The organism is Micromonospora rhizosphaerae (assembly GCF_900091465.1).
GTDB classification, from domain to species: domain Bacteria; phylum Actinomycetota; class Actinomycetes; order Mycobacteriales; family Micromonosporaceae; genus Micromonospora; species Micromonospora rhizosphaerae.
On sequence record NZ_FMHV01000002.1, the window covers coordinates 133,195 to 150,953 of the forward strand.

Sequence of the window (17,759 nt, forward strand, 5' to 3'; positions counted from 1 at the left end):
CCGGAGCTGCCGGCACAAGCACGGCGGCAGCCGCGATTACGGTGCCCGTGATCAACTTCCTCATTGGTAGACCTTCCTCTAAGGCAAATTCGGCCAAATCTGACAATGATGGCCAATCATCGCATCGGCGGACAGGTCAGATGCCGGGAACGCCGAAATTCCGAAGATCAGTTGGAAGGGCAAGCCGGACGGCAGTTGATCCCGGACATGCGCCCGCCATACAGCAAGCAGGTACAGCGACGCAGGCACCGTCACAGCCCCAGACCAGCCGAGCGAAGCTCGTGATCTGCGTACCGGGCCTCAAAACCGCCTCGCCGGCAATCCATAGATTCAGGACCAGGGGTGGGAGGAGACGAGACTGCCGCACCTCGGGTGGGCGCATGCGTCCACTGTGCGGTTTACCTACGCTGCGACGTCAGGCCGGACCCTCCAGCACCATCGCTAGACGGCAGGCTTCCGGAGGAAGCGGCAACCGAGCCGTGGTGACGAAACGGCATCGTCGGGCGCTGACACGGTTAGGTAGCAGCATCGGCTGGATGGGGGATCCGTTCGTCCTGCTACGCCCCCTTCCCGGATGCCTTCTGGAGGTTGGTGTCGGTGCCGCAGGTGGTTGCCCGATCATGACGAACGTGAGCGCCAGGGCATGGCGGGGTCACCGCAGCAGCGATCGACTGCCGGCCAAAGTTTTTGACGACGCATCGTCGGCGGCGGATGGAACCTGGCCGGCTGGCGGGGAAGGGGACCTGTCGCCTCTCGTGCCGGCGGCGCGTAGCGGTGACCAGGAGGCTTTCCGTCTGCTGTACCGGGCGGTTCAGCCACTTCTCCTGCGCTACCTGCGCACCCTGGTCGGGGATGACGCGGAAGACGTGGCGTCGGAGGCCTGGTTGCAGATCGCGCGCGATCTGGGGTCGTTCCAGGGTGATTACGACGGTTTCCGTGGGTGGGCTGCGACGATCGCCCGCCATCGCGCGATGGATCATCTGCGTCGCATGCGCCGCCGGCCCAGCACCCTAGTGCCCTTGGAGGAGTTCCGTGACCTGGCCGACCAGGCGGATCCGGCGATGCAGGCCATGCAGTCGATGTCAACGGAAGCCGCCATCCGACTGATCGGCACCCTTCCCCGCGATCAAGCGGAGGCGGTGCTGCTGCGGGCGGTGATGGGGCTGGACGCCGCGACGGCGGGGCAGGTGCTGGGGAAGCGTTCGGGTGCCGTGCGGACGGCCGCCTACCGGGGGCTGCGGCGTCTCGCCGCTCGGTTACGGCAAGCGGAGGTGTCACTGTCCGAGCGCCCACTTGCCGAGAAGGGTGTGACGTCGGGAGAGGCTGCGGCGCTGAGGACCGTGAGATGAGCGCAGACTGGCCCTACGGGGTGGACCGGACCACCGCGGAGCGACTGCTCGGCGGTGACGTGACGAATCCGCACGCGGGCCCTGATGCCCTGGTTCGTCTCCTCGCGGCGACCCGCGCCCAGGCACAGCCGGGCGAGTGGGCGGGCGAGGAGGCGGCAATGGACGCCTTCCGGACGGCTCATCTCGGCCCAGGCCTTCAACCACGGAGACGCTCGATGCTCGAGACCGCCCTCGCCAAACTGCTCACCCTGAAAGTCGCCGGCGCCGCAGCGGTGGCCGTCGTCGCTACCGGCGGCGTCGCCCTGGCCGCCGCGAACGGCGTACTGCCCAACCCGATGAGCGGCAACGCGAACGTCCAGCCCTCGCCGCACGCCACGGGCAAGTCGTCCGAGCAGGCGGGGAAGCCTTCGGCCGAGGCGAAGGTCGCCGCGTCCCCGTCACCCTCGCTGGTCGGCCTGTGCCGCGCGTACAAGGCCGGGGCCGGCGACAACCCCGGCAAGGCGCTGGAGAACCCCGCGTTCGGCGTGCTGATCACCACCGCCGGGGACAAGGAGAAGGTGGCCGCCTACTGCGACACCCTGCTCGCGCAGAAGGACACCAAGACGACTCCGACCGCCCGGCCGACCGAGGCTCGCCCGTCCCACACAGCCGGGAAGCCGGACAGCGCTCCGACGAGCGTTCCCAGCAAACCCGCTGGTGGCGGTCACCCGACCGCTACGCCGACCGCTCGCCCCACCTCCTGATATTTCCTCGCCGTGCCGGCCGGGTTCCGGTGGCTGACCAGCCAACGGAGCCGCTGATGACGGCAAAGGAGGCTCCCGGCCACGGCCGGGAGCCCCCTTTGCAGAGCCCCTCGCTGAGACGCCGAAGCGTTCGAGGCGGTCAGAAGGTGGCGACGTTGAGCAGCTTCTCCTGGATCCCGTCCGGGTCACCGGCCGGCCAGCTGTAGTTGGTCGTGCCCGCCGACTGGAGGGCCGACTTGACGGCGCTCGGGGTGGCCGTCGGGTGGGTCGCCTTGTACAGCGCCGCGCCACCTGCGACGTGCGGGCTGGCCATCGAGGTGCCCGAGATGGTGTTGTAGCCGCCGCCCTTCCAGGTGGAGTAGATGCAGACGCCCGGGGCCATCAGGTCCACGTCCGCACCGAAGTTGGAGAAGTCGGCGATGGTGTCGTCCACGTCGGTGCGGCAGGTGGGGGCCGCGCCGCCACCGGGCTGCCCGTTGAAGTCGGCCAGCGCGCTGACCGTGATGACCTCGTCGTACGCGGCCGGCACGTGGTTGGCGGCATTGTCGGTCTCGTTCCCGGCCGCCACCGCGTAGGTGACACCCGCGGCGACCGACCGGCAGATCGCCTCGTGCATGGCGTCCTTGTTGCTGCCGCAGGCGCTGTCGGAGCCGGAGCCACCGAGGCTCATGTTCGCGACCTCGATCTCGCCGGCGTGCGCGGTCACGTAGTCGATGCCGCAGATGATGTCCGAGAACGAGCCGCTGCCGGCGTTGTTGAGCACCCGTACCGGCCACACCCGGGCCCCCGGGGCCATGCCGACCACGCCGACGCCGTTGTCGAGCGCGCCGATGGTGCCGGCCACGTGCGAGCCGTGGCCGTTGCCGTCGTTCGCGCTCCTGCCGGTGGAGCAGTTCTTCGCGCCGGCGGTGTAGACGTTCAGGTCGGGGTGGGTGAGGTCGATGCCGGTGTCGATCACCGCGACGTCGACGTCGACCCGCTCGTCGACGCCGTTGATCTTCGCGGTCGGGCTCAGCTCGGCGTCGGCCCGGTCGATGCCGGTCGGCGTGGTCTGCGCGTCGATGGTGGCCACGCCGTCGGGCTGGACCAGCAGGACGCGGGAATCCTTGGCGATCCGGGCGGCGGCGGTGGCGCTCATCTGCGCCGAGTAGCCGTGGATGGAGTACTGGTAGACGTGGCTGACAGACGCGCCGTAGGCGCGGGCGTGTTCGGCGGCCACCGACGGGGAGGCTGCGCTGTCGCGCAGCATGACGATGTAGCCGCTGGTTGACGGGGCGGCGGTGGCCGTGCCGGTGGCGGTGGTGGCGGCCACCACGACGACGCCTGCGAACAGCGCCGCCGTCAGCGTTCTGCGCATGGGGGTTTCCTCTCCGCAGACAAAGCTGCCGATGCTGACGGAGGCTGCGTGCCTGCCGGAGGCCCGGAAAGGATGCGTGGCATCGACTCCGTCAATCCTGGTGGGACCCTGCGGCGCAGCCGGGAGCGGTAATCCCGGCAACGCACAGCGTGACGGTAGCTCTTCACCGGCATCGATGGAAGAGGCCACGACGTGGCGGAATCACAGGAGAAGCCGCTGCCCGGAGTTAGGGATGAAGGGGTTCGGGCTCGGCGCCCGATGAGCCGGCGTCGCGGCCGGTATCGCCGTACAGCAGCAAAGTGCGGCAACCCGACCGCTGGAGCACGGAACCCCTTACATCCTTCGGGATTCCGGCATGCCGGATTGCAGCTGTTGCTGATGGGTCCCGTCCTGCTTTGGCATGCGGGAGGGTTCAGGGGATCAAGCCGCGGCTCATGAGGGTCCGCCGTCAGCAAGAAGTCAGTGAGACGCGCGACAACAACCGACAACCGCTGGCAAAGGACAGAAAGATCGCAAACGCCAACGCCACTAGCCGACACCAATCGGCGAGCGGCCAAAGCATCGAGCCGCCTTTGCAAGGCAGGGGTTGCCGACGGCTCCGAGGTCTTATTGGTGCTGTCGCAGGTCAGCGAGCAGGGCGAGGACCCGCGTCTTGATGTCGTCGCGGACCTGGCGGACGACGTCGAGGGGTTGGCCGGCGGGGTCGGTGAGTTTCCAGTCTTCGTAGCGCTTGCCGGGGAAGACGGGGCAGGCGTCGCCGCAGCCCATGGTGACGATGACGTCGCTGGCTTCGGCCGCATCCCAGGTGAGCCGGACCGGGGTCTTGTCGGTTATGTCGATGCCGACTTCGCGCATGGCTTCGACGGCGACCGGGTTGATCTGGTCGGCGGGTTCGGAGCCGGCGGAGCGGACCTCGACCGTGTCGCCGGTGAGGTGGCGGAGCCAGCCGTCGGCCATCTGAGAGCGGCCGGCGTTGTGGACGCAGACGAACAGGACGCTGGGCTTGTCGCTCATCGATGGTCTTTCTGTCAGGTGACGGTGGGGCTGCGGCGTTCGATGAGGGTCACGTCGCGCCAGGTTCCGTGGTGGCGGCCGATGCGCTGGCGGGTGCCGACGGTGCGGAAGCCGCAGGCGGCGTGCAGGGCGAGGCTGGCGGTGTTCTCAGGGAAGATGCCGGACTGGATGGTCCAGATGCCCGCCTGCTCGGTGGAGGCGATCAGCGCGTCGAGCAGGGCGTGGCCGACTCCTCGGCCGCGGGCGTCGGGGTGGACGTAGACGGAGTGTTCGACGACTCCGGCGTAGGCGCACCGGTCCGACACGGCCGAGCAGGCCACCCAGCCCAGGACAGGACCGGCGGGGTCGAGGGCCACCCAGCGGTGGCCGGGCAGCCGGGTGGCGGTGAAGTCGTGCCAGGTGGGTGGTTCGGTTTCGAAGGTGGCGTTGCCGGTGGCGATGCCGAGCCGGTAGATGTCCAACACGGCGTCGGCGTGCTGGTCGCCCATGGCCACGATCGTGACGCCAGCAGCGGTGGCAGTGGGATTCATCGGCGTCCGGTCTCCTCTGCCAGCTTGGGCACGACGACGGCATGGGCGGCGTCTTCGGCGTGCGGGTACCAGGCGGCGAGCGCGGTGATGGCGACCAGGCCGCCGACGAGCTGGGCGGCGACGAAGCCCGGCACCGAGGTGGGGGCGATGCCGGCAAAGGTGTCGGTGAAGGCCCGGCCGATGGTGACGGCGGGGTTGGCGAATGAGGTGGACGAGGTGAACCAGTAGGCAGCGCCGAGGTAGGCGCCCACGGCAGCGGGCGCGGCGGAGGTTCGGCCGCTGCGAGCGAGGGCGAAGACCAGGACGACCAGGCCGGCGGTGGCCACGACCTCGGCCAGCCACAGGTTGCCCCCGGTCCGGTCGGTGTGCGACCACGCAACGGCCGGCAACCCGAACATGAGATCGGCCAGCGCAGCGCCGGCGATCGCGCCGGTCACTTGCGCGACGCAGTAGGCGGCGAGGTCCCGTCCGGTCAGGCCGGTGCCCGCGTGTCGACCGAGCCACCAGTCGACGGCGGAGACGATCGGGTTGAAGTGCGCGCCGGACACCGGTCCGAACGTCAGGATCAGCGCGCCCAGCGCCAGGGCGGTGGCGAGCGCGTTCTCCAGGAGCTGGAGCCCGACGTCGTGCGGCGAGAGCCGGGTGGCGGCGATGCCGGACCCGACGACGGCGGCGACCAGGAGGGCGGTGCCGGCGAACTCCGCCGATGCCCGCCGGGTGAGGGCGAGGCTCACGCGGTGCCGCCGGAGGCCGGGGTCGCGGAGATTTCCAGCAGCGCGCCGAGCTGCCGGAACGCCTCCGGCTTGGCCCGGTACCACACCCACGTGCCCCGACGCTCCGAGTCGACCAGGCCCGCCTCCCGCAGAACCTTCAAGTGGTGGGAGATGGTCGGCCCGGACAGGTCGAACGCCGGGGTCAGGTCGCAGACGCAGATCTCCGGCACCGAGGCGATCATCGACATCAGCCGCAGCCGGATCGGATCGCCCAGGGCCTTGAACATCGGCGCGACCACCGCTGCCTGATCCACGTCCATCGGGCGGACCGCGATCGGGGAACAGCAGGCGACCGCGTTCAGGTCCACCACCGGCAGGGCTTGTTTCGACATATCTCTAGGTTGACAGGCCTCAAAGCAGGGTGCAACCTGAAGGCCCTGCTTCGAAAAGCATCTAGGCAAGGACGAAGCGATGATCAAGCTGTTCCGGCACCGCCGTACCGCGCACGTCCAGGGCGTGACGCTCTGCGAGCCCTGCGGGCAGGTGTGCACCGCGGCTTGCCGCGCCGACGCCCGCTACGACCGCACCCGCACTACTGCGCTGGCCAACCACATCCGCTGAACCTGCCAGGAGGAATGCCATGTCCCGCGTCCAGCTCGCCCTGCGCGTGTCCGACCTCGAAGGCTCCGTGGCCTTCTACGCGAAGCTGTTCGGCGTCGAGCCGGCCAAGCGCCGACCCGGCTACGCCAACTTCGCCATCGAAAACCCGCCCCTGAAGCTCGTCCTCCTCGAAGGCGAGCCCGAGCAGCCCACCGTGATGGACCACCTGGGCGTCGAGGTGTTCAGCACCGACGAGGTCAACGCCGCCACCAAGCGGCTCACCGACGCCGGTCTGATCACCCTGGAGGAGAACAACACCGAATGCTGCTACGCGCTCCAGGACAAGGTCTGGGTACGCGGCCCCGGCAACGAGCCGTGGGAGGTCTACACCGTCAAGGCCGACGCCGACACCCTCACCAAGGGAAGCGTCGACGGCGAGTGCCGCTGCGGCGAACCAACCGATGCCGAGAAGGAACCCGCCACCAGCGGAGCCGCGTCAAAGTGCTGCTGAACAGTTTCTGTGCCGCCTGGCGGCAGTCTGGCCGTGCGTAGCCCCCGATACGCCCCCGAACCCTGAGCGACGGTGGGCAACAGTCGGACTCAACGGGACTAAACAAGATCGGCCCCTGACCGCATTTCCGCTGGTCAGGGGCCGTCTCTGCACCTTGCTTCAAGGACGAGCTAGCCCTGTGGATGTGACGTGCTCTGCTGTGACCTGAAGCACAAGCATTGGTGTGGCCCCGCCATCGCCTTCCGTTGAAAAAGCCGGCCAGCGCATCGTTGATCGGCGCCGGGCCATTCGGCCCCACGACTGGTTCCACCAGCGACCCGGCGGCGGCCCCGCTCCCCAGAGGGCGGGTCGACGGCATACGGGATGGCGTCGCGAGAGGAGTCATCGGGCATCGTCCTTCGCCGGCCACACCACGTCGGTGGGCAGGCTGGTGGCGAGCCTGAGCACGGTCACGCTGGCCACCGCGACAATGACGGCCACGATCAGCCAGAGAAGTTGCGGGTTCACCGTGATGACCTGGGTGACGCCGACCGGCGCGAAGATCGCCGAGACCGCCCAGGTGAGTTGGTAGACGGCGAGGTAACGGCCCCGGTGTGACTGCGGTGCCGCGCCGGCACCGAGCGAGGCCGATGGTGTGGCGTGGAGCAATTCGCCGAGGGTGAACAGCAGCGTCGCGACCAGGAGCCCGACTGACACTCCGGCGCCGGCAGGCAGCATGTCGGCAAATGCGAAGGCACAGAACGAGGCGATGAACACCACGCCCGCGAGAGCCATGGCGTGGGTCCGGCGTACGGCGCGTTGCCAACGTAGAACCGGGAGTTGGCCGACGCCGACGAGGACGGCGTTGATGGTGAACAGCACGCCGAGCAGGCTTGCGGGCGCGTGCAGCACCACCGTGGCGTAGACGGGTATCGCGAGCGGGAAAACCCAGTGGGCGAAGGTGAACGCAAGCTCGGCCAGGACCAACCGCCGGAACGGCCGGTCGGCGAAGACTCGGCCGTACCCGGCGAACATCCCGATCAGGCGTTGTCGATCGGCGCGCGGAACCGGGTGGGCGGGCCGGGCCGGCCTTCCCCGTGAAGGCGAGCAGCGCCGCCGCGATCAGGAAGCTCGCCGCGTTGGCGCCGGCGATCAGGTGGTATCCGGACTCCTCGGGGAACTGCATCGCGGCGGCAGTGAACAACCCGCCGAGCCCGAAGCCGACGTTGCGTCCGGTGCGTACCAGCGCATAGAGCCGGTCCCGGGCGGCGCCCTCCGCCAGATCCGCGACGTACGCGCTGTTGGCGGGGTAGAAGCTACGGTCGCCGGCGGAGACCAGCGCAGCGACGGCGACGAACGCCCCGAAGCTGCCGACCAGCGGATAACAAGCGAATCCCGCCGCCCGCGCAAGATAGGTGGCGATGATGATCTTCCGCGCTCCGAATCGGTCAGACAGGACCCCGGCAAGCGGATTGGCGGCCACCCCTGCGACCGCCGCGATGGTGAGACCGAGCCCGATGGTCGCCACCGGCAACCGGGTCACCTCGTGAAAGAAGAGCACCGTGAGGGGCAGGTAGAGCCCTGATCCCAGGGCATCGATGAATAGGCCGGCCAGATATCCCGTACCGGCAGTCTTGGGGGCGCCCTCAGCCGATATGCGCGGCAGTGTCGTGGTCACCGGCGGATCCTGATAGCTCAACCAAAGTTGAGGTCAACGCGCCGCTGCGAGACTATGGCCAACCGCACGCAGATCGAGGGGGTAAGGCGTCCGCACCGCAACGTCGCCACGTTTAGCGTTGGAGTCGGCGTCAGCAGATGATGGCGCAGCCGAGGGCGAGGAACGCTTCGTGGATGTCATCGCCTCTCCTCCCAGCGGATGCACAGGCGCCCGGCCGGCACACATGCAAGCAGGAGCCGGGAACCGACCCGTAACGCTCTCCTCCTCCCGCCGGATCAACTCCTGTATCTGGCGGCTCGTCAAGGATTCAATCGCCAGGATCGCATCGGCCCACGCAGTCGGGCGTTCTTGATCTTGTCGAGCCGTTCGGCGTTCTCCACGATTGAGTTTGTCCTGCGGCGGCTTGAGCTTGGAGGCGGAGTCCTTCTTCCGGGCGTCGATCACGATCGGCCGCACCTTGATCTTGTACCGCTCGCTGGCGATCCGGGCAGCCTTGTGCATCTTGTTGATGTGCTCTCGGCCATCTCCTCGTCGGTGTAGGCGATCGCGACGAAGAAGGCGACCCGGACCTCCTCGGAGATCGCGTACTGGGGGTCTGCGCGAGGATGCCGTCCCAGAAGTTGTAGTTCGACATCAGCTTCATCTCGAGCAGAGCGCGGGCAATCCAGCCCTGGGAGCACGAACGTTCACGGTGTTGCCGACACGCCGTAAACCTTGCCTGGCCTACGGCGTCGTTGCGGTCAGGCCGTGACGGTGCCAGATCCCGTACCCGTGCGGCGGCTCACTGACCAGGAGGGTCACGCGCGAACCGGAGCGGGCTCAGGATTTCTGCAGCGACCGGAACGCGGCCCGCACCTCGGTGGAGAAGAGCTCCGGCTCCTCCCAGGCGGCGAAGTGGCCACCCTTGTCGACCTGGTTGAAGTACGCGAGGTCGGGGTAGACCGTCTCGACCCAGCTGCGCGGGGCAGCCCAGAGCTCGCCGGGGAACGTCGTGAAGCCGACCGGAACCGAGACCGGCGGAGGAGCCTGGCCGGACGCAGCGGCTGCGGCCCGGAACCGTCCAAATTCCCAGTACCACCGGGCGGCCGAGGCGCCGGTGCCCGTCAGCCAGTACAGCGTGATGTTGTCGACGATGGTGTCCCGGGTGAGATTGCCCACGGGCTCGCCGTCGACGAACGCGCGGGAGATCTTGTAGTAACTGTCCGTGTCGTGGTCGAGCATCCAGGCCGCCAGCCCGACGGGTGAGTCCAGCAGGGAGTAGCCGATCGTCTGCGGCCGGGTGGACTGCTCCAGGAAGTAGCCGAAGCCGTCCGTCGTGAACGTGTTGAGAGCGTCGAGCGCCGCGCGTTCCTGCTCGGACTCCGTCGGCAGTTGGTCCTTGAGAGCGATCGCCCCGGATAGCAGGTTGATGTGGATGCCGAGCAGCCCCTCCGGTCCTTGGCGACCCATCGCGTCCGTGACGTTGGCGCCCACGTCGCCTCCTTGGGCGACGTAGCGCGTGTAGCCGAGGCGGTCCATCAGCGCCGCCCACGCCCGTGCGATGCGGCCGGACTCCCAGCCGAGCTCGGTCGGCCCGCCCGAGAAGCCGTAGCCAGGCAAGGACGGCAGCACCAAGTGGAATGCGTCCTCGGGGGTGCCGCCGTGAGCGGTCGGGTCGGTCAGCGGGCCGACGGTCTGCAGCAGCTCGATGACCGAGCCGGGCCAGCCATGCGTCATGATCAGCGGCAACGCGTCCTCATGCCGCGACCTGACGTGGATGAAGTGGATCTCGACCCCGTCGATCTCGGTTGTGAACTGCGGCAGCGCGTTCAGTCTGGCCTCGCACTTGCGCCAGTCGTACTCGGTCGTCCAGTAGCGGGCCAGCTCCTGGACCGTCGCCAGCTGCACACCTTGGGAGCGATCGGTGACCAGCTCCCGGGTGGGCCAGCGCGTGGCTGCGATCCGGCGACGCAGGTCGGCGATCGCTTCTTCCGGCGTGTCGAGCCGGAAGGGACCGATTTCCTTGTCGTTGGACATGTTCTCCACCTGCCGGGTCAGGTCGACCGGCGCCGGGGCGCCGGCGGGGCTGGCATGCGCCCATCCTCGCACCGGTCCGGCGACCGGCGGACCGGAACGCGATTTCGCGCTTGGGTCCGGCCCGGACCGGCTTACTGACTTCTGTCGCGGAGAGTGCACCGTTCACGGTGACGGTCGTCACCAGCCGCACTGAGGCGGAACTGGCCGTCGGCCTGTTGCGCAGCCACGGCCTGCGGGCGACGCGACGTACATCGCGGACGACGTCGGCGGCAGGAGCCGCAGCTGCAGCTGGGATGGCGGCTCGACGCGGACCTGACCGGCGAGCCCGGCTTCCGGGTCGTAGAGGGCCATGCAGCGCCGGATCGGGCTGGACTCCCGTGGACTCCACGAGAAAGACCCGGGAGCGCGGTCCTGAGACCCGACACCGAGCTGCCGGCCGGCCGCCGGCGTGTCGGGTCTCAGGCGTGGGTGACAGATCGGTGTCGGGACCTGCCTGACAGATCGGGTCTAGGGGTGTTTGGTCAGTTCCAGAAGGAGTCGGTGTTTGCACCCCATGGCGACGAGTCGAGGCGGCTATCGAAGTGGTTCGACGACCGGCCACCGTCGAGCAGACCAGCGCCCCAGGCAAATCTCGGCATCAGCGCCAGAATCGCGGGGGTGCCGAAAAGTGCCACCGCGAGGCCGACCTCGACGGGCTCCAGCTGGGACCGCTCGACGAGGTCGCCGTATCGAACCCGGCCGGCAGCCAACGCTCGAGTCCCGGCAACGGTCCGGCGAGGCCGAAGCCAGACGGCGATTCCCACGAGAACCACGACGGCCACCAGTCCCTCTGTCACACCGACCGCTCTTAGCGCCACCAACTTCGCAAGCAACACCGGGGGCAGCACCACCAGCAGGACCGGCATCAGAACCCTTCGGCTGGTAGCCCGCACGAGTCCCCGCTCGACCAGGCTCCGCCGCACATCGCGAAGTGCTCGCTGCACCCGCTTCTGGCCGGCCAGTTCCCTGGGCCCTATAGAGCCGTACAAGGCGGCGTACAGCGCCCGCTCCAGCGGCTCAGCATCCTGCGGAAGCGATCCCGTCCGGCGGATTCTGCCGGCACCCGGTGCCAAGACCCCGCGCGTATGCAGCATGGCCAGACCAGCCATCACTGCCCCCCAGTTACCACCGCGTAGCCAGGCGATCTCGGTGGCAGCAAGCGTTTCGGCGTTGTCCATGCCCCCAGCCTCGGACACCCGCGCAACGCTACAGCTTCCGCGAAGCCCGCCACTGACGCGAACAGAACACATGCGTCGCCGATGGTGAGCACCCACTGGAGTGTCACCAGGTCCTGAGACCGATGTGTCACGCACGTCCTGAGGCCCGATGGTTGTGGGCGAGGACTCGTACCCTCGTGACCATGAAGACGAGCAGGCCGCTGCTGGTGGCTGTATTCGGCGCGGCTGCTGCACTGCTGCTGGCGGTCGTCGGGTGCGTTGCGGCCGGATTCCTGCTCATTGGCGACGATCCGACGAAGACGCGCACGTGCCAGGAGTCCGTGCAGGTCGCAGAGGCAAAGGTCCGCACCGACCCGTGGGATCCTCCGGAGGAGTTGCCGGACCTCGGCGATTACCCAGAAATCCACTGGCAGCTGCGCGCCTCGGGCAACCCGTGTTCCAGAATGCCCGGCCCTACCGACCGGGCGTACCAGGGCGTGGTCAAGCTGCGACCGGAGGACGCGCAGGCGTTGGCGAAGCGATACGACTTCGCACCGTGGACATCTGTCAACCTGGATGAACTTCCCCATGACAGTAGCCCCGCGGACGTGTGGCCTGCCCTGGTGCCGTTCCTGCCGAGCGAGTCGCGGTGGCTGCACAGCAGGTCGTACAACGAAACCGCGCCGTCGCCGCGGTGGCGGGTCGCGTTCCTCGATGTCGAGCACCAGACGCTCTTGTTCATGCTCAACGACCACTAGCTGGCGCCTGCCCAGTTCCTGCTGGTCGGCTTGCCGCAGCTTGGAGGCCACGTCGGTGACCGGTTTCGACGGACGGCGGCTGCGGGTCGTCGTGGCGGTCGTCCTGGGCAGCCTCCTGGTCGGTGGTGGACTCTTGCTCTCGGCCCGGCTAGATGCGGTGATCGGATGTCACGGTGCGAAACCGCCCGCCCACCCTCCGTCCCAGCTCTTGCTCGGCCTATCGAAGTTCGATAGATTCTCATCGCAACTCGATGGAAGGATGGGCCATGGGAAAGCTGACAGTGCGTGCGCTGCGCGCCGTGCTCGTGGTGGTGCTCGCCGGCACCGTGTTCGTACAGGCATTGATGGTGTGGGCGTTGGCCACCGACCCGGAGGACGGGTCGCTCCCGCTGACCCCGCTGCGCGTGATCACGATCCTGGGCATGGTGTCGGTCCAGGTCGCCCTGGTCTGCGTATGGCGGCTGGTGACGATGGTGCGACGCGGAACCGTGTTCTCCCACGCCGCCTTCCGGTACGTGGACGTCGTGATCGGCGCGATCGTGGCGGCTGCCCTCGTGTGGTTCGCGGTCACGGTCCTCAATGCGCCGGGCCAGCGGGCCGACCCGGGCGTCACCGTCATCATGGGCGGGGTTGGCGTGGCCATCCTGGGGGTCGCGCTCATCGTGCTCGTGCTGCGGATGCTGCTCGCCCAGGCCGTCGCGCGCGACGTCGAAGCGGCGCAGATGCAGGCCGAGTTGGACGAGGTGATCTGATGCCGATCGCCGTCGACATCGACGTGATGCTGGCCAGGCGGAAGATGTCCGTGGGCGAGCTCGCGGACCGCGTAGGGATCACGCCCGCCAACCTGGCGGTACTCAAGAACGGCCGCGCCAAGGCGGTGCGCTTCGCGACGCTCGCCGCGCTCTGCGAGGTGCTCAAGTGCCAGCCGGGCGACCTGCTGCGCTGGGAGGCCGAGGACGCCGCGGGCGGATGACGTGCCCCAGGGCGGGCGTGAAAACGCCTGGCACCACCGGCCCGTGACACGGCACGTGGACCGCATGGAGTGGATCGCCGATCACCCGCAGCACCGTCCCGACCCCGTTGGGTGGATTCGGGTTGACCTGCACCGCACCGTCCTGGTCGACGCGTCGATCTCGTAACCGTCGCTGAGCCACTTCCGTCAACGGCAGTCGAAGCTGCCGGGCCATCCATGGGCCACAAGCGGGTGCCACCAGGGGCCAAGCCAGGCCGTCCAGGACCGAACCGACCAGCGGCTAACCCGGCAGGATGACCCGATCTTGTCCAATTCCCAAGCTACGAGTCAGATTCGACCTTGTCCCTGAGGTGGCCGTGAGGGCCGACGGCGGTCCGCGTCTTGGATTCCGTGACGAACGGCCAGACGTATCACTACGTACAGGACTATCAGACCGATGATCCACACGGCCACGGAGGACAGCAGGTCCCCGAGAGGGGAGCCCGGCGACGACGCAGCAGCGAGCGAAGACTCCAAGATCATGGCCGCACACTAAGCGGCGGTGAGCGTGGCCGCTATCCCCGTCGGTGAGGGGTACAGGCTGCCCTAGAAAGCTTCACCAGGTCCTTCGCTGACCACCTGCGTGCCCACAGCGTCTGAGAGTAGACAGCAGACAGTGGAAAGCCTCTTGCTGGCGATGCCAGACTCCGCGACGCTCCGCTCACGTCAGGTGTCGTAGAGCCCGTCCCATGGCTCGTGAAAGCCGAGGCGATCTGGGTACAGCTCGACCCAGTCGACGCGGCTACCATCGCCGGCCCGACCGCCGGACTCATCGATCAAACCGAAGACGACGCCGTCCTGATGGGTCCGGAACACCGCCAGAGCCGACCGTCGGAGACCAACCAGATGTCCCGCCGAGCCATGCGACCCCACGACTCGTTCGACCAGCGGCCACGTACCTCCACCACCGGCACGCTCGTCGAACAAACGTTCGATCAGTACGGCTGCCGGCATGTCATCTCAGGACGTCCGTTAGAGCAGTCTCGGGACGTGGGCGACAATTTCTGGCTAGCCAGGTGGTGAGGGGGCTCGGGTGGGCGTCCTCGGGCGCGGGCTGCGTCGGATACGGCGATCCCGGTCAGGACGAGGCCAGCGGCGGTGGCGACCAGCACGGGCGGGAGGACCAGCGCGGGCGGATGTCGCTTCCGGACCACTGGAAGTAGTAACGAAAGTCACCGCAGCCGGCCCCGGCCCGCCGTGGACTGATGGTTCGTCGCTGGGACGACGTCCCTGAGCAGCCAGCGGACCGGAGGGCTGACCAGCGGACGCAACGCCCACACCACGGGCCGGCTGGCGGTGAGCCAGACCAGCGCAACGACCGCGGCGATGAGCACCAGCAAGGCTGGGATGTTGTCGACCCGGTTGACGAGGGGTGACCAAGCGAAGGCCATGACGACGAACACGTGCAGCAGATACGGGTACATGGAGTTGGTTCCCCAACCCGTGAGGAACGTCTGGCGGCGCGGAGCGAGCATCATGATCGCCCATGTCATCGCCAACCCGACGGCCATCAGTCCAAGCCGGATCAGGACGCCTTCGGTCACCCCCACCCCGAGCTGCTGGTAAGCGCGGTTCCAGTACACCCAGAGGCCCGACAGGCGCGAGGCGACCAGATAGGAAATCGGCGCGGCAGCGGTGAGCACGGCGATCGCGGTTAGCCGCACACGGGGAGATGGGCGGTACGCGAGCCTGCCGCGACCGAGCCAGACACCCAGGACGAAGAACGGCAGCATTCCTGCCACCCGGTCCAATGCCAGGGCGCGGCCGAGCACCGTGGCGGCTCCGGCGGAGAGGGACACCACGATCGCGATGACGACCGCTCCACGAAGTTGGGCGAAGAGCGGAGCGAGCATCCGCCAGATGAACAGAGCGGGCAGGAACCACAGGTGATAAATCGGGGAGAGGAACTCGTTGACCGTCCAGTGCATCGGCTTGTCCATCACCGTGTAGAAGCTCATGTAAAGCAGCTGAAATACCACGTACGGCACGAGCAGATCCCGGATCAGCGACGCCGCGCGACGGCCGGTGAGTTCGGCTGCCGAGAGCATCCCCGAAAGCATGACGAAGGCCGGCATGTGGCACAGGTAGATGAAGGTGTAGATCGTCTTGCCGGCTGGCGAGGAGCCGACCGTCTGACCCAGCATGTGGCCGAGCACGACCAGGACGATCAACAGCCCTTTGACGTTGTCGATGTACGGGTCGCGCCTGATGGGCGCGACAGCGACCGCAGGGCTCTCAGGCATCACCGTGGTTGACACCCGGCCAGGCTGCCGGTCGGCCGATACCCGATCCAGCTGGGGTGAGCAAGATCACCAAAGGCCGCCCGCAAAGCACTGTACGCGCAGGCAGCCTGGCAGGACCGGCGCAGGGGCGCCGCGCCCGCCCGCCCGGGTGAGTCGTCTGCGACACCAGCTCTACAGGGAGCGCATCACCCTACCTGCCCCGGGCGTTGCCGTGAACTTCAACGCGCCACTGGCCCGCGCCGCCAGCTGCTCGACGCCGGCCCGGCGGCGCTGCTCGACATCGACCGGCTGCGGAAGCTGGGTAGCCGATCATGATCACAGGGCACAGATCCAGCACAACCGAGCACGAGAAACGGCGGAAGATACCGGAAACCGACGGAACACGATTCCGCAGGTCGGGATGCACGCCGGGGGTCGCGTGGGAGGCCGGAAGGCTGGGCTCTTACTTCCAGCGGAAGTGCACGAACCGCCCCTCGGTCAGCCGAGCGCCGGGCGGGGAGGCAACTTGACATCAGTCGTCGGCATCAACGGTGGCGGCCGACGCCGGACGGTGCGGACACCGGTCGGGTCGAGCCCGAACCGGGTGGACATCAGCAGACGGTACGACGCTCGCCGAAAGCGCGTTGTAAGCGAGTAGTCCGGGCCTGCGGGCCGACCGGATCCCGTCACCGAACAGCTGGCCGCAGGTGCCCACAGCGGCACCGACGGCAGTGACTAGTCAGCGACGTGGATGACGACCTTACCGCGGCGTTTGGCCGTCTCGAGCGCCTCATAACCTGAGCGCGTCTCAGTGAGGGGCAGTACGCGGTCCAGCACCGGCCTCAACCGGCCGTTATCGACGAGCTCGGCGATGGAACGCAACGCGTTCTGGTCGGGCTCGACGATGAAGTACACGCCACGAACGCCATGCCGGGCTGCTTCCTGCTGGTCGGGTGGGGTGACGAGGGTGACCAGGACACCGCCCGGTTTCAGGACCGACCAGGACCGCGCCTGCGTGGCTCCTCCGACAAGATCAACGACCACGTCCACGTCGCGAACGTGATCCTCGAAGCGGTCGTGCGCATAGTCGATGACCTGCTCGGCACCCAGACCCTTGACGAATTCCAGGTCGGCCGCCGCCGCCGTGGCGCTCACGCGAGCACCGAGACCGGCCGCGAGCTGCACCACGAAGATCCCCACGCCGCCGGCGCCGCCCTGCACCAGCACGTGCTGGCCGGCCTGCAGGTCGGCGTGGTCCACCAGTGCCTGCCAGGCACTCAACGCGGCCAGTGGGAGCGCCGCGGCGTGGTCGTGGTCAACGGTGGCGGGTTTGGCCGCCAGGACGGCCGCGGGCAGGGCGACGTACTCGGCCGCCGCGCCATCGCGGGTGAAAGGGATCAAGCCGTAGACGGCCTCCCCCTCGGCGGGGCTCTCCACCCCCGTCCCGGACGCCGCGACGACTCCGGAGAACTCATGCGATGGGATGACCGGAGTGCGCTCAGGTCCTGACCCGTCCGAGCTGTACGTCCAAGTCTGCGGCCAGGTGAGCTCGGTGGGTGTCATGGAAGCAGACTTCACGGCCACCAACACCTCACCAGGCCCCGGCTCAGGCCGCGGCGCCTCCTCGTACACGAGCTGCTCCGGCCCGCCTCTGGTGTGAGCTCTCACGGCATGCATCGTGCTCATCCGACTGCTGCTCCCTCCCGACCGCATGTCGATCAGCCTGCCCGCCGCCCCTGGGGATAAACCGCAGGCTAACTCCCGCATTATCTGGCGGTTCGGCAGCCGCCTGTCGGACTTCCGTAACCCTTGCCCCTTCGGCGCAGAAGCGCGCTGGATCAGGGGCTCCGGGGCAGCAGCACGCGGCGGTCGTCTGGCGGCGACCGCCGAAGCCAAGCACGTGCGGATTACACGATCAACGTGCAAAGACGAGGCACTAGGTCGGATGCTGCTGTTGTCCGTTTTCCCGACCCATGAGCCAGGCTCCCGGTCCTCCCCCCGATACGCCCCGGAACCGTGAGCGACGGCGGGTAATGGCTGGACTCGGCGGGACCAAACAAGATCGGCCCCCGACCGCATTT

General features: G+C 68.2%; 18 protein-coding genes and 2 pseudogenes. 7 read left to right on the top strand and 13 right to left on the bottom strand.

Translation table 11 applies throughout. From position 1 onward, the window contains the following. The first annotated feature begins 620 nt into the window (after positions 1-620). Positions 621-1,349 (top strand): RNA polymerase sigma factor, encoded by a 729-nt coding sequence (locus GA0070624_RS00730; RefSeq protein ID WP_091335688.1) that lies wholly within the window; start codon positions 621-623, stop codon positions 1,347-1,349. Continuing rightward, positions 1,346-2,092, top strand: a complete 747-nt coding sequence (locus GA0070624_RS00735) for a hypothetical protein (protein WP_141714910.1) — start codon at positions 1,346-1,348, stop codon at positions 2,090-2,092. Before GA0070624_RS00730 ends, GA0070624_RS00735 begins: the two co-directional genes overlap by 4 nt. Before the next feature lie 139 nt (positions 2,093-2,231). Here GA0070624_RS00735 and GA0070624_RS00740 read toward each other — a convergent pair whose 3' ends face one another. The 5 genes and pseudogenes from GA0070624_RS00740 to GA0070624_RS00760 all read right to left on the bottom strand — a co-directional run bounded on the left by GA0070624_RS00740 (position 2,232) and on the right by GA0070624_RS00760 (position 6,098). Then, entirely contained in the window at positions 2,232-3,449 is a 1,218-nt protein-coding gene (locus GA0070624_RS00740; RefSeq protein ID WP_091335692.1) for a S8 family peptidase, read from the bottom strand. 606 nt (positions 3,450-4,055) lie between these two features. Continuing rightward, entirely contained in the window at positions 4,056-4,463 is a 408-nt protein-coding gene (locus GA0070624_RS00745; RefSeq protein WP_091335694.1) for an arsenate reductase ArsC, read from the bottom strand. A 14-nt stretch (positions 4,464-4,477) separates the two neighbouring features. Next, positions 4,478-4,993, bottom strand: a complete 516-nt coding sequence (locus tag GA0070624_RS00750) for a GNAT family N-acetyltransferase (protein ID WP_091335695.1) — start codon at positions 4,991-4,993, stop codon at positions 4,478-4,480. Beyond that, positions 4,993-5,727, bottom strand: a pseudogene (locus GA0070624_RS00755) (aquaporin); the annotation flags it as partial. The gene GA0070624_RS00750 and the pseudogene GA0070624_RS00755, both read right to left, overlap by 1 nt. After that, positions 5,724-6,098, bottom strand: a complete 375-nt coding sequence (locus GA0070624_RS00760) for an ArsR/SmtB family transcription factor (protein WP_091335697.1) — start codon at positions 6,096-6,098, stop codon at positions 5,724-5,726. The pseudogene GA0070624_RS00755 and the gene GA0070624_RS00760, both read right to left, overlap by 4 nt. Before the next feature lie 79 nt (positions 6,099-6,177). Between GA0070624_RS00760 and GA0070624_RS34515 the strand changes: the two genes are divergently transcribed. Beyond that, a complete protein-coding gene (locus GA0070624_RS34515) occupies positions 6,178-6,327 on the top strand; it encodes a hypothetical protein (RefSeq protein ID WP_176731542.1) in 150 nt (49 codons plus the stop codon). 19 nt (positions 6,328-6,346) lie between these two features. Next, positions 6,347-6,817, top strand: coding sequence for an ArsI/CadI family heavy metal resistance metalloenzyme (locus GA0070624_RS00765; protein WP_091335699.1), 471 nt, complete (start codon positions 6,347-6,349; stop codon positions 6,815-6,817). A gap of 381 nt (positions 6,818-7,198) precedes the next feature. On the opposite strand, the gene GA0070624_RS00770 is transcribed toward GA0070624_RS00765, so the two are convergent. The 5 genes and pseudogenes from GA0070624_RS00770 to GA0070624_RS00785 all read right to left on the bottom strand — a co-directional run bounded on the left by GA0070624_RS00770 (position 7,199) and on the right by GA0070624_RS00785 (position 11,707). After that, complete coding sequence (locus GA0070624_RS00770) at positions 7,199-7,783, bottom strand: MFS transporter (protein ID WP_176731543.1); 585 nt, start codon at positions 7,781-7,783, stop codon at positions 7,199-7,201. A gap of 70 nt (positions 7,784-7,853) precedes the next feature. Next, a pseudogene (locus tag GA0070624_RS36690) lies at positions 7,854-8,474 on the bottom strand (MFS transporter); the annotation flags it as partial. A gap of 33 nt (positions 8,475-8,507) precedes the next feature. Next, positions 8,508-8,975 (bottom strand): hypothetical protein, encoded by a 468-nt coding sequence (locus tag GA0070624_RS33730; RefSeq protein ID WP_141714911.1) that lies wholly within the window; start codon positions 8,973-8,975, stop codon positions 8,508-8,510. A gap of 318 nt (positions 8,976-9,293) precedes the next feature. Then, positions 9,294-10,490: an epoxide hydrolase family protein gene (locus GA0070624_RS00780; RefSeq protein WP_091347874.1), complete on the bottom strand. Its 1,197-nt coding sequence runs from the start codon at positions 10,488-10,490 to the stop codon at positions 9,294-9,296. A 521-nt stretch (positions 10,491-11,011) separates the two neighbouring features. After that, complete coding sequence (locus GA0070624_RS00785) at positions 11,012-11,707, bottom strand: TIGR04222 domain-containing membrane protein (RefSeq protein ID WP_176731544.1); 696 nt, start codon at positions 11,705-11,707, stop codon at positions 11,012-11,014. A 182-nt stretch (positions 11,708-11,889) separates the two neighbouring features. Between GA0070624_RS00785 and GA0070624_RS00790 the strand changes: the two genes are divergently transcribed. The 3 genes from GA0070624_RS00790 (at position 11,890) to GA0070624_RS00800 (ending at position 13,417) form a co-directional block, all read left to right on the top strand. Continuing rightward, positions 11,890-12,444: a hypothetical protein gene (locus GA0070624_RS00790; protein ID WP_141714912.1), complete on the top strand. Its 555-nt coding sequence runs from the start codon at positions 11,890-11,892 to the stop codon at positions 12,442-12,444. A gap of 266 nt (positions 12,445-12,710) precedes the next feature. Next, a complete protein-coding gene (locus tag GA0070624_RS00795; RefSeq protein WP_091335706.1) occupies positions 12,711-13,196 on the top strand; it encodes a DUF2975 domain-containing protein in 486 nt (161 codons plus the stop codon). Then, on the top strand, positions 13,196-13,417 hold the full coding sequence (locus GA0070624_RS00800; RefSeq protein ID WP_010981499.1) for a helix-turn-helix domain-containing protein: 222 nt from the start codon (positions 13,196-13,198) through the stop codon (positions 13,415-13,417). Before GA0070624_RS00795 ends, GA0070624_RS00800 begins: the two co-directional genes overlap by 1 nt. A 705-nt stretch (positions 13,418-14,122) precedes the next feature. Here the strand turns inward: GA0070624_RS00800 and GA0070624_RS33735 are convergent. From GA0070624_RS33735 to GA0070624_RS00810, 3 genes are all read right to left on the bottom strand, one after another. Further along, positions 14,123-14,410: a hypothetical protein gene (locus tag GA0070624_RS33735; protein ID WP_141714913.1), complete on the bottom strand. Its 288-nt coding sequence runs from the start codon at positions 14,408-14,410 to the stop codon at positions 14,123-14,125. A 218-nt stretch (positions 14,411-14,628) separates the two neighbouring features. Beyond that, positions 14,629-15,714, bottom strand: a complete 1,086-nt coding sequence (locus GA0070624_RS00805; protein ID WP_091335707.1) for an acyltransferase family protein — start codon at positions 15,712-15,714, stop codon at positions 14,629-14,631. 699 nt (positions 15,715-16,413) lie between these two features. Beyond that, the gene (locus GA0070624_RS00810) at positions 16,414-17,757 is read right to left on the bottom strand and encodes an NADP-dependent oxidoreductase (RefSeq protein ID WP_342672736.1); all 1,344 of its coding nucleotides are present in this window, start codon (positions 17,755-17,757) and stop codon (positions 16,414-16,416) included. Positions 17,758-17,759 lie beyond the last annotated feature (2 nt).

Coding starts and splice junctions, on each gene's coding strand:
- GA0070624_RS00730 (WP_091335688.1), top strand. CDS start 621: ATGACGAACGTGAGCGCCAGGGCATGGCGGGGTCACCGCAGCAGCGAT.
- GA0070624_RS33735 (WP_141714913.1), bottom strand. CDS start 14,410: ATGCCGGCAGCCGTACTGATCGAACGTTTGTTCGACGAGCGTGCCGGT.
- GA0070624_RS00795 (WP_091335706.1), top strand. CDS start 12,711: ATGGGAAAGCTGACAGTGCGTGCGCTGCGCGCCGTGCTCGTGGTGGTG.
- GA0070624_RS34515 (WP_176731542.1), top strand. CDS start 6,178: ATGATCAAGCTGTTCCGGCACCGCCGTACCGCGCACGTCCAGGGCGTG.
- GA0070624_RS00785 (WP_176731544.1), bottom strand. CDS start 11,707: ATGGACAACGCCGAAACGCTTGCTGCCACCGAGATCGCCTGGCTACGC.
- GA0070624_RS00765 (WP_091335699.1), top strand. CDS start 6,347: ATGTCCCGCGTCCAGCTCGCCCTGCGCGTGTCCGACCTCGAAGGCTCC.
- GA0070624_RS00750 (WP_091335695.1), bottom strand. CDS start 4,993: ATGAATCCCACTGCCACCGCTGCTGGCGTCACGATCGTGGCCATGGGC.
- GA0070624_RS00800 (WP_010981499.1), top strand. CDS start 13,196: ATGCCGATCGCCGTCGACATCGACGTGATGCTGGCCAGGCGGAAGATG.
- GA0070624_RS33730 (WP_141714911.1), bottom strand. CDS start 8,975: ATGCACAAGGCTGCCCGGATCGCCAGCGAGCGGTACAAGATCAAGGTG.
- GA0070624_RS00780 (WP_091347874.1), bottom strand. CDS start 10,490: ATGTCCAACGACAAGGAAATCGGTCCCTTCCGGCTCGACACGCCGGAA.
- GA0070624_RS00735 (WP_141714910.1), top strand. CDS start 1,346: ATGAGCGCAGACTGGCCCTACGGGGTGGACCGGACCACCGCGGAGCGA.
- GA0070624_RS00740 (WP_091335692.1), bottom strand. CDS start 3,449: ATGCGCAGAACGCTGACGGCGGCGCTGTTCGCAGGCGTCGTCGTGGTG.
- GA0070624_RS00810 (WP_342672736.1), bottom strand. CDS start 17,757: ATGCGGTCGGGGGCCGATCTTGTTTGGTCCCGCCGAGTCCAGCCATTA.
- GA0070624_RS00760 (WP_091335697.1), bottom strand. CDS start 6,098: ATGTCGAAACAAGCCCTGCCGGTGGTGGACCTGAACGCGGTCGCCTGC.
- GA0070624_RS00790 (WP_141714912.1), top strand. CDS start 11,890: ATGAAGACGAGCAGGCCGCTGCTGGTGGCTGTATTCGGCGCGGCTGCT.
- GA0070624_RS00745 (WP_091335694.1), bottom strand. CDS start 4,463: ATGAGCGACAAGCCCAGCGTCCTGTTCGTCTGCGTCCACAACGCCGGC.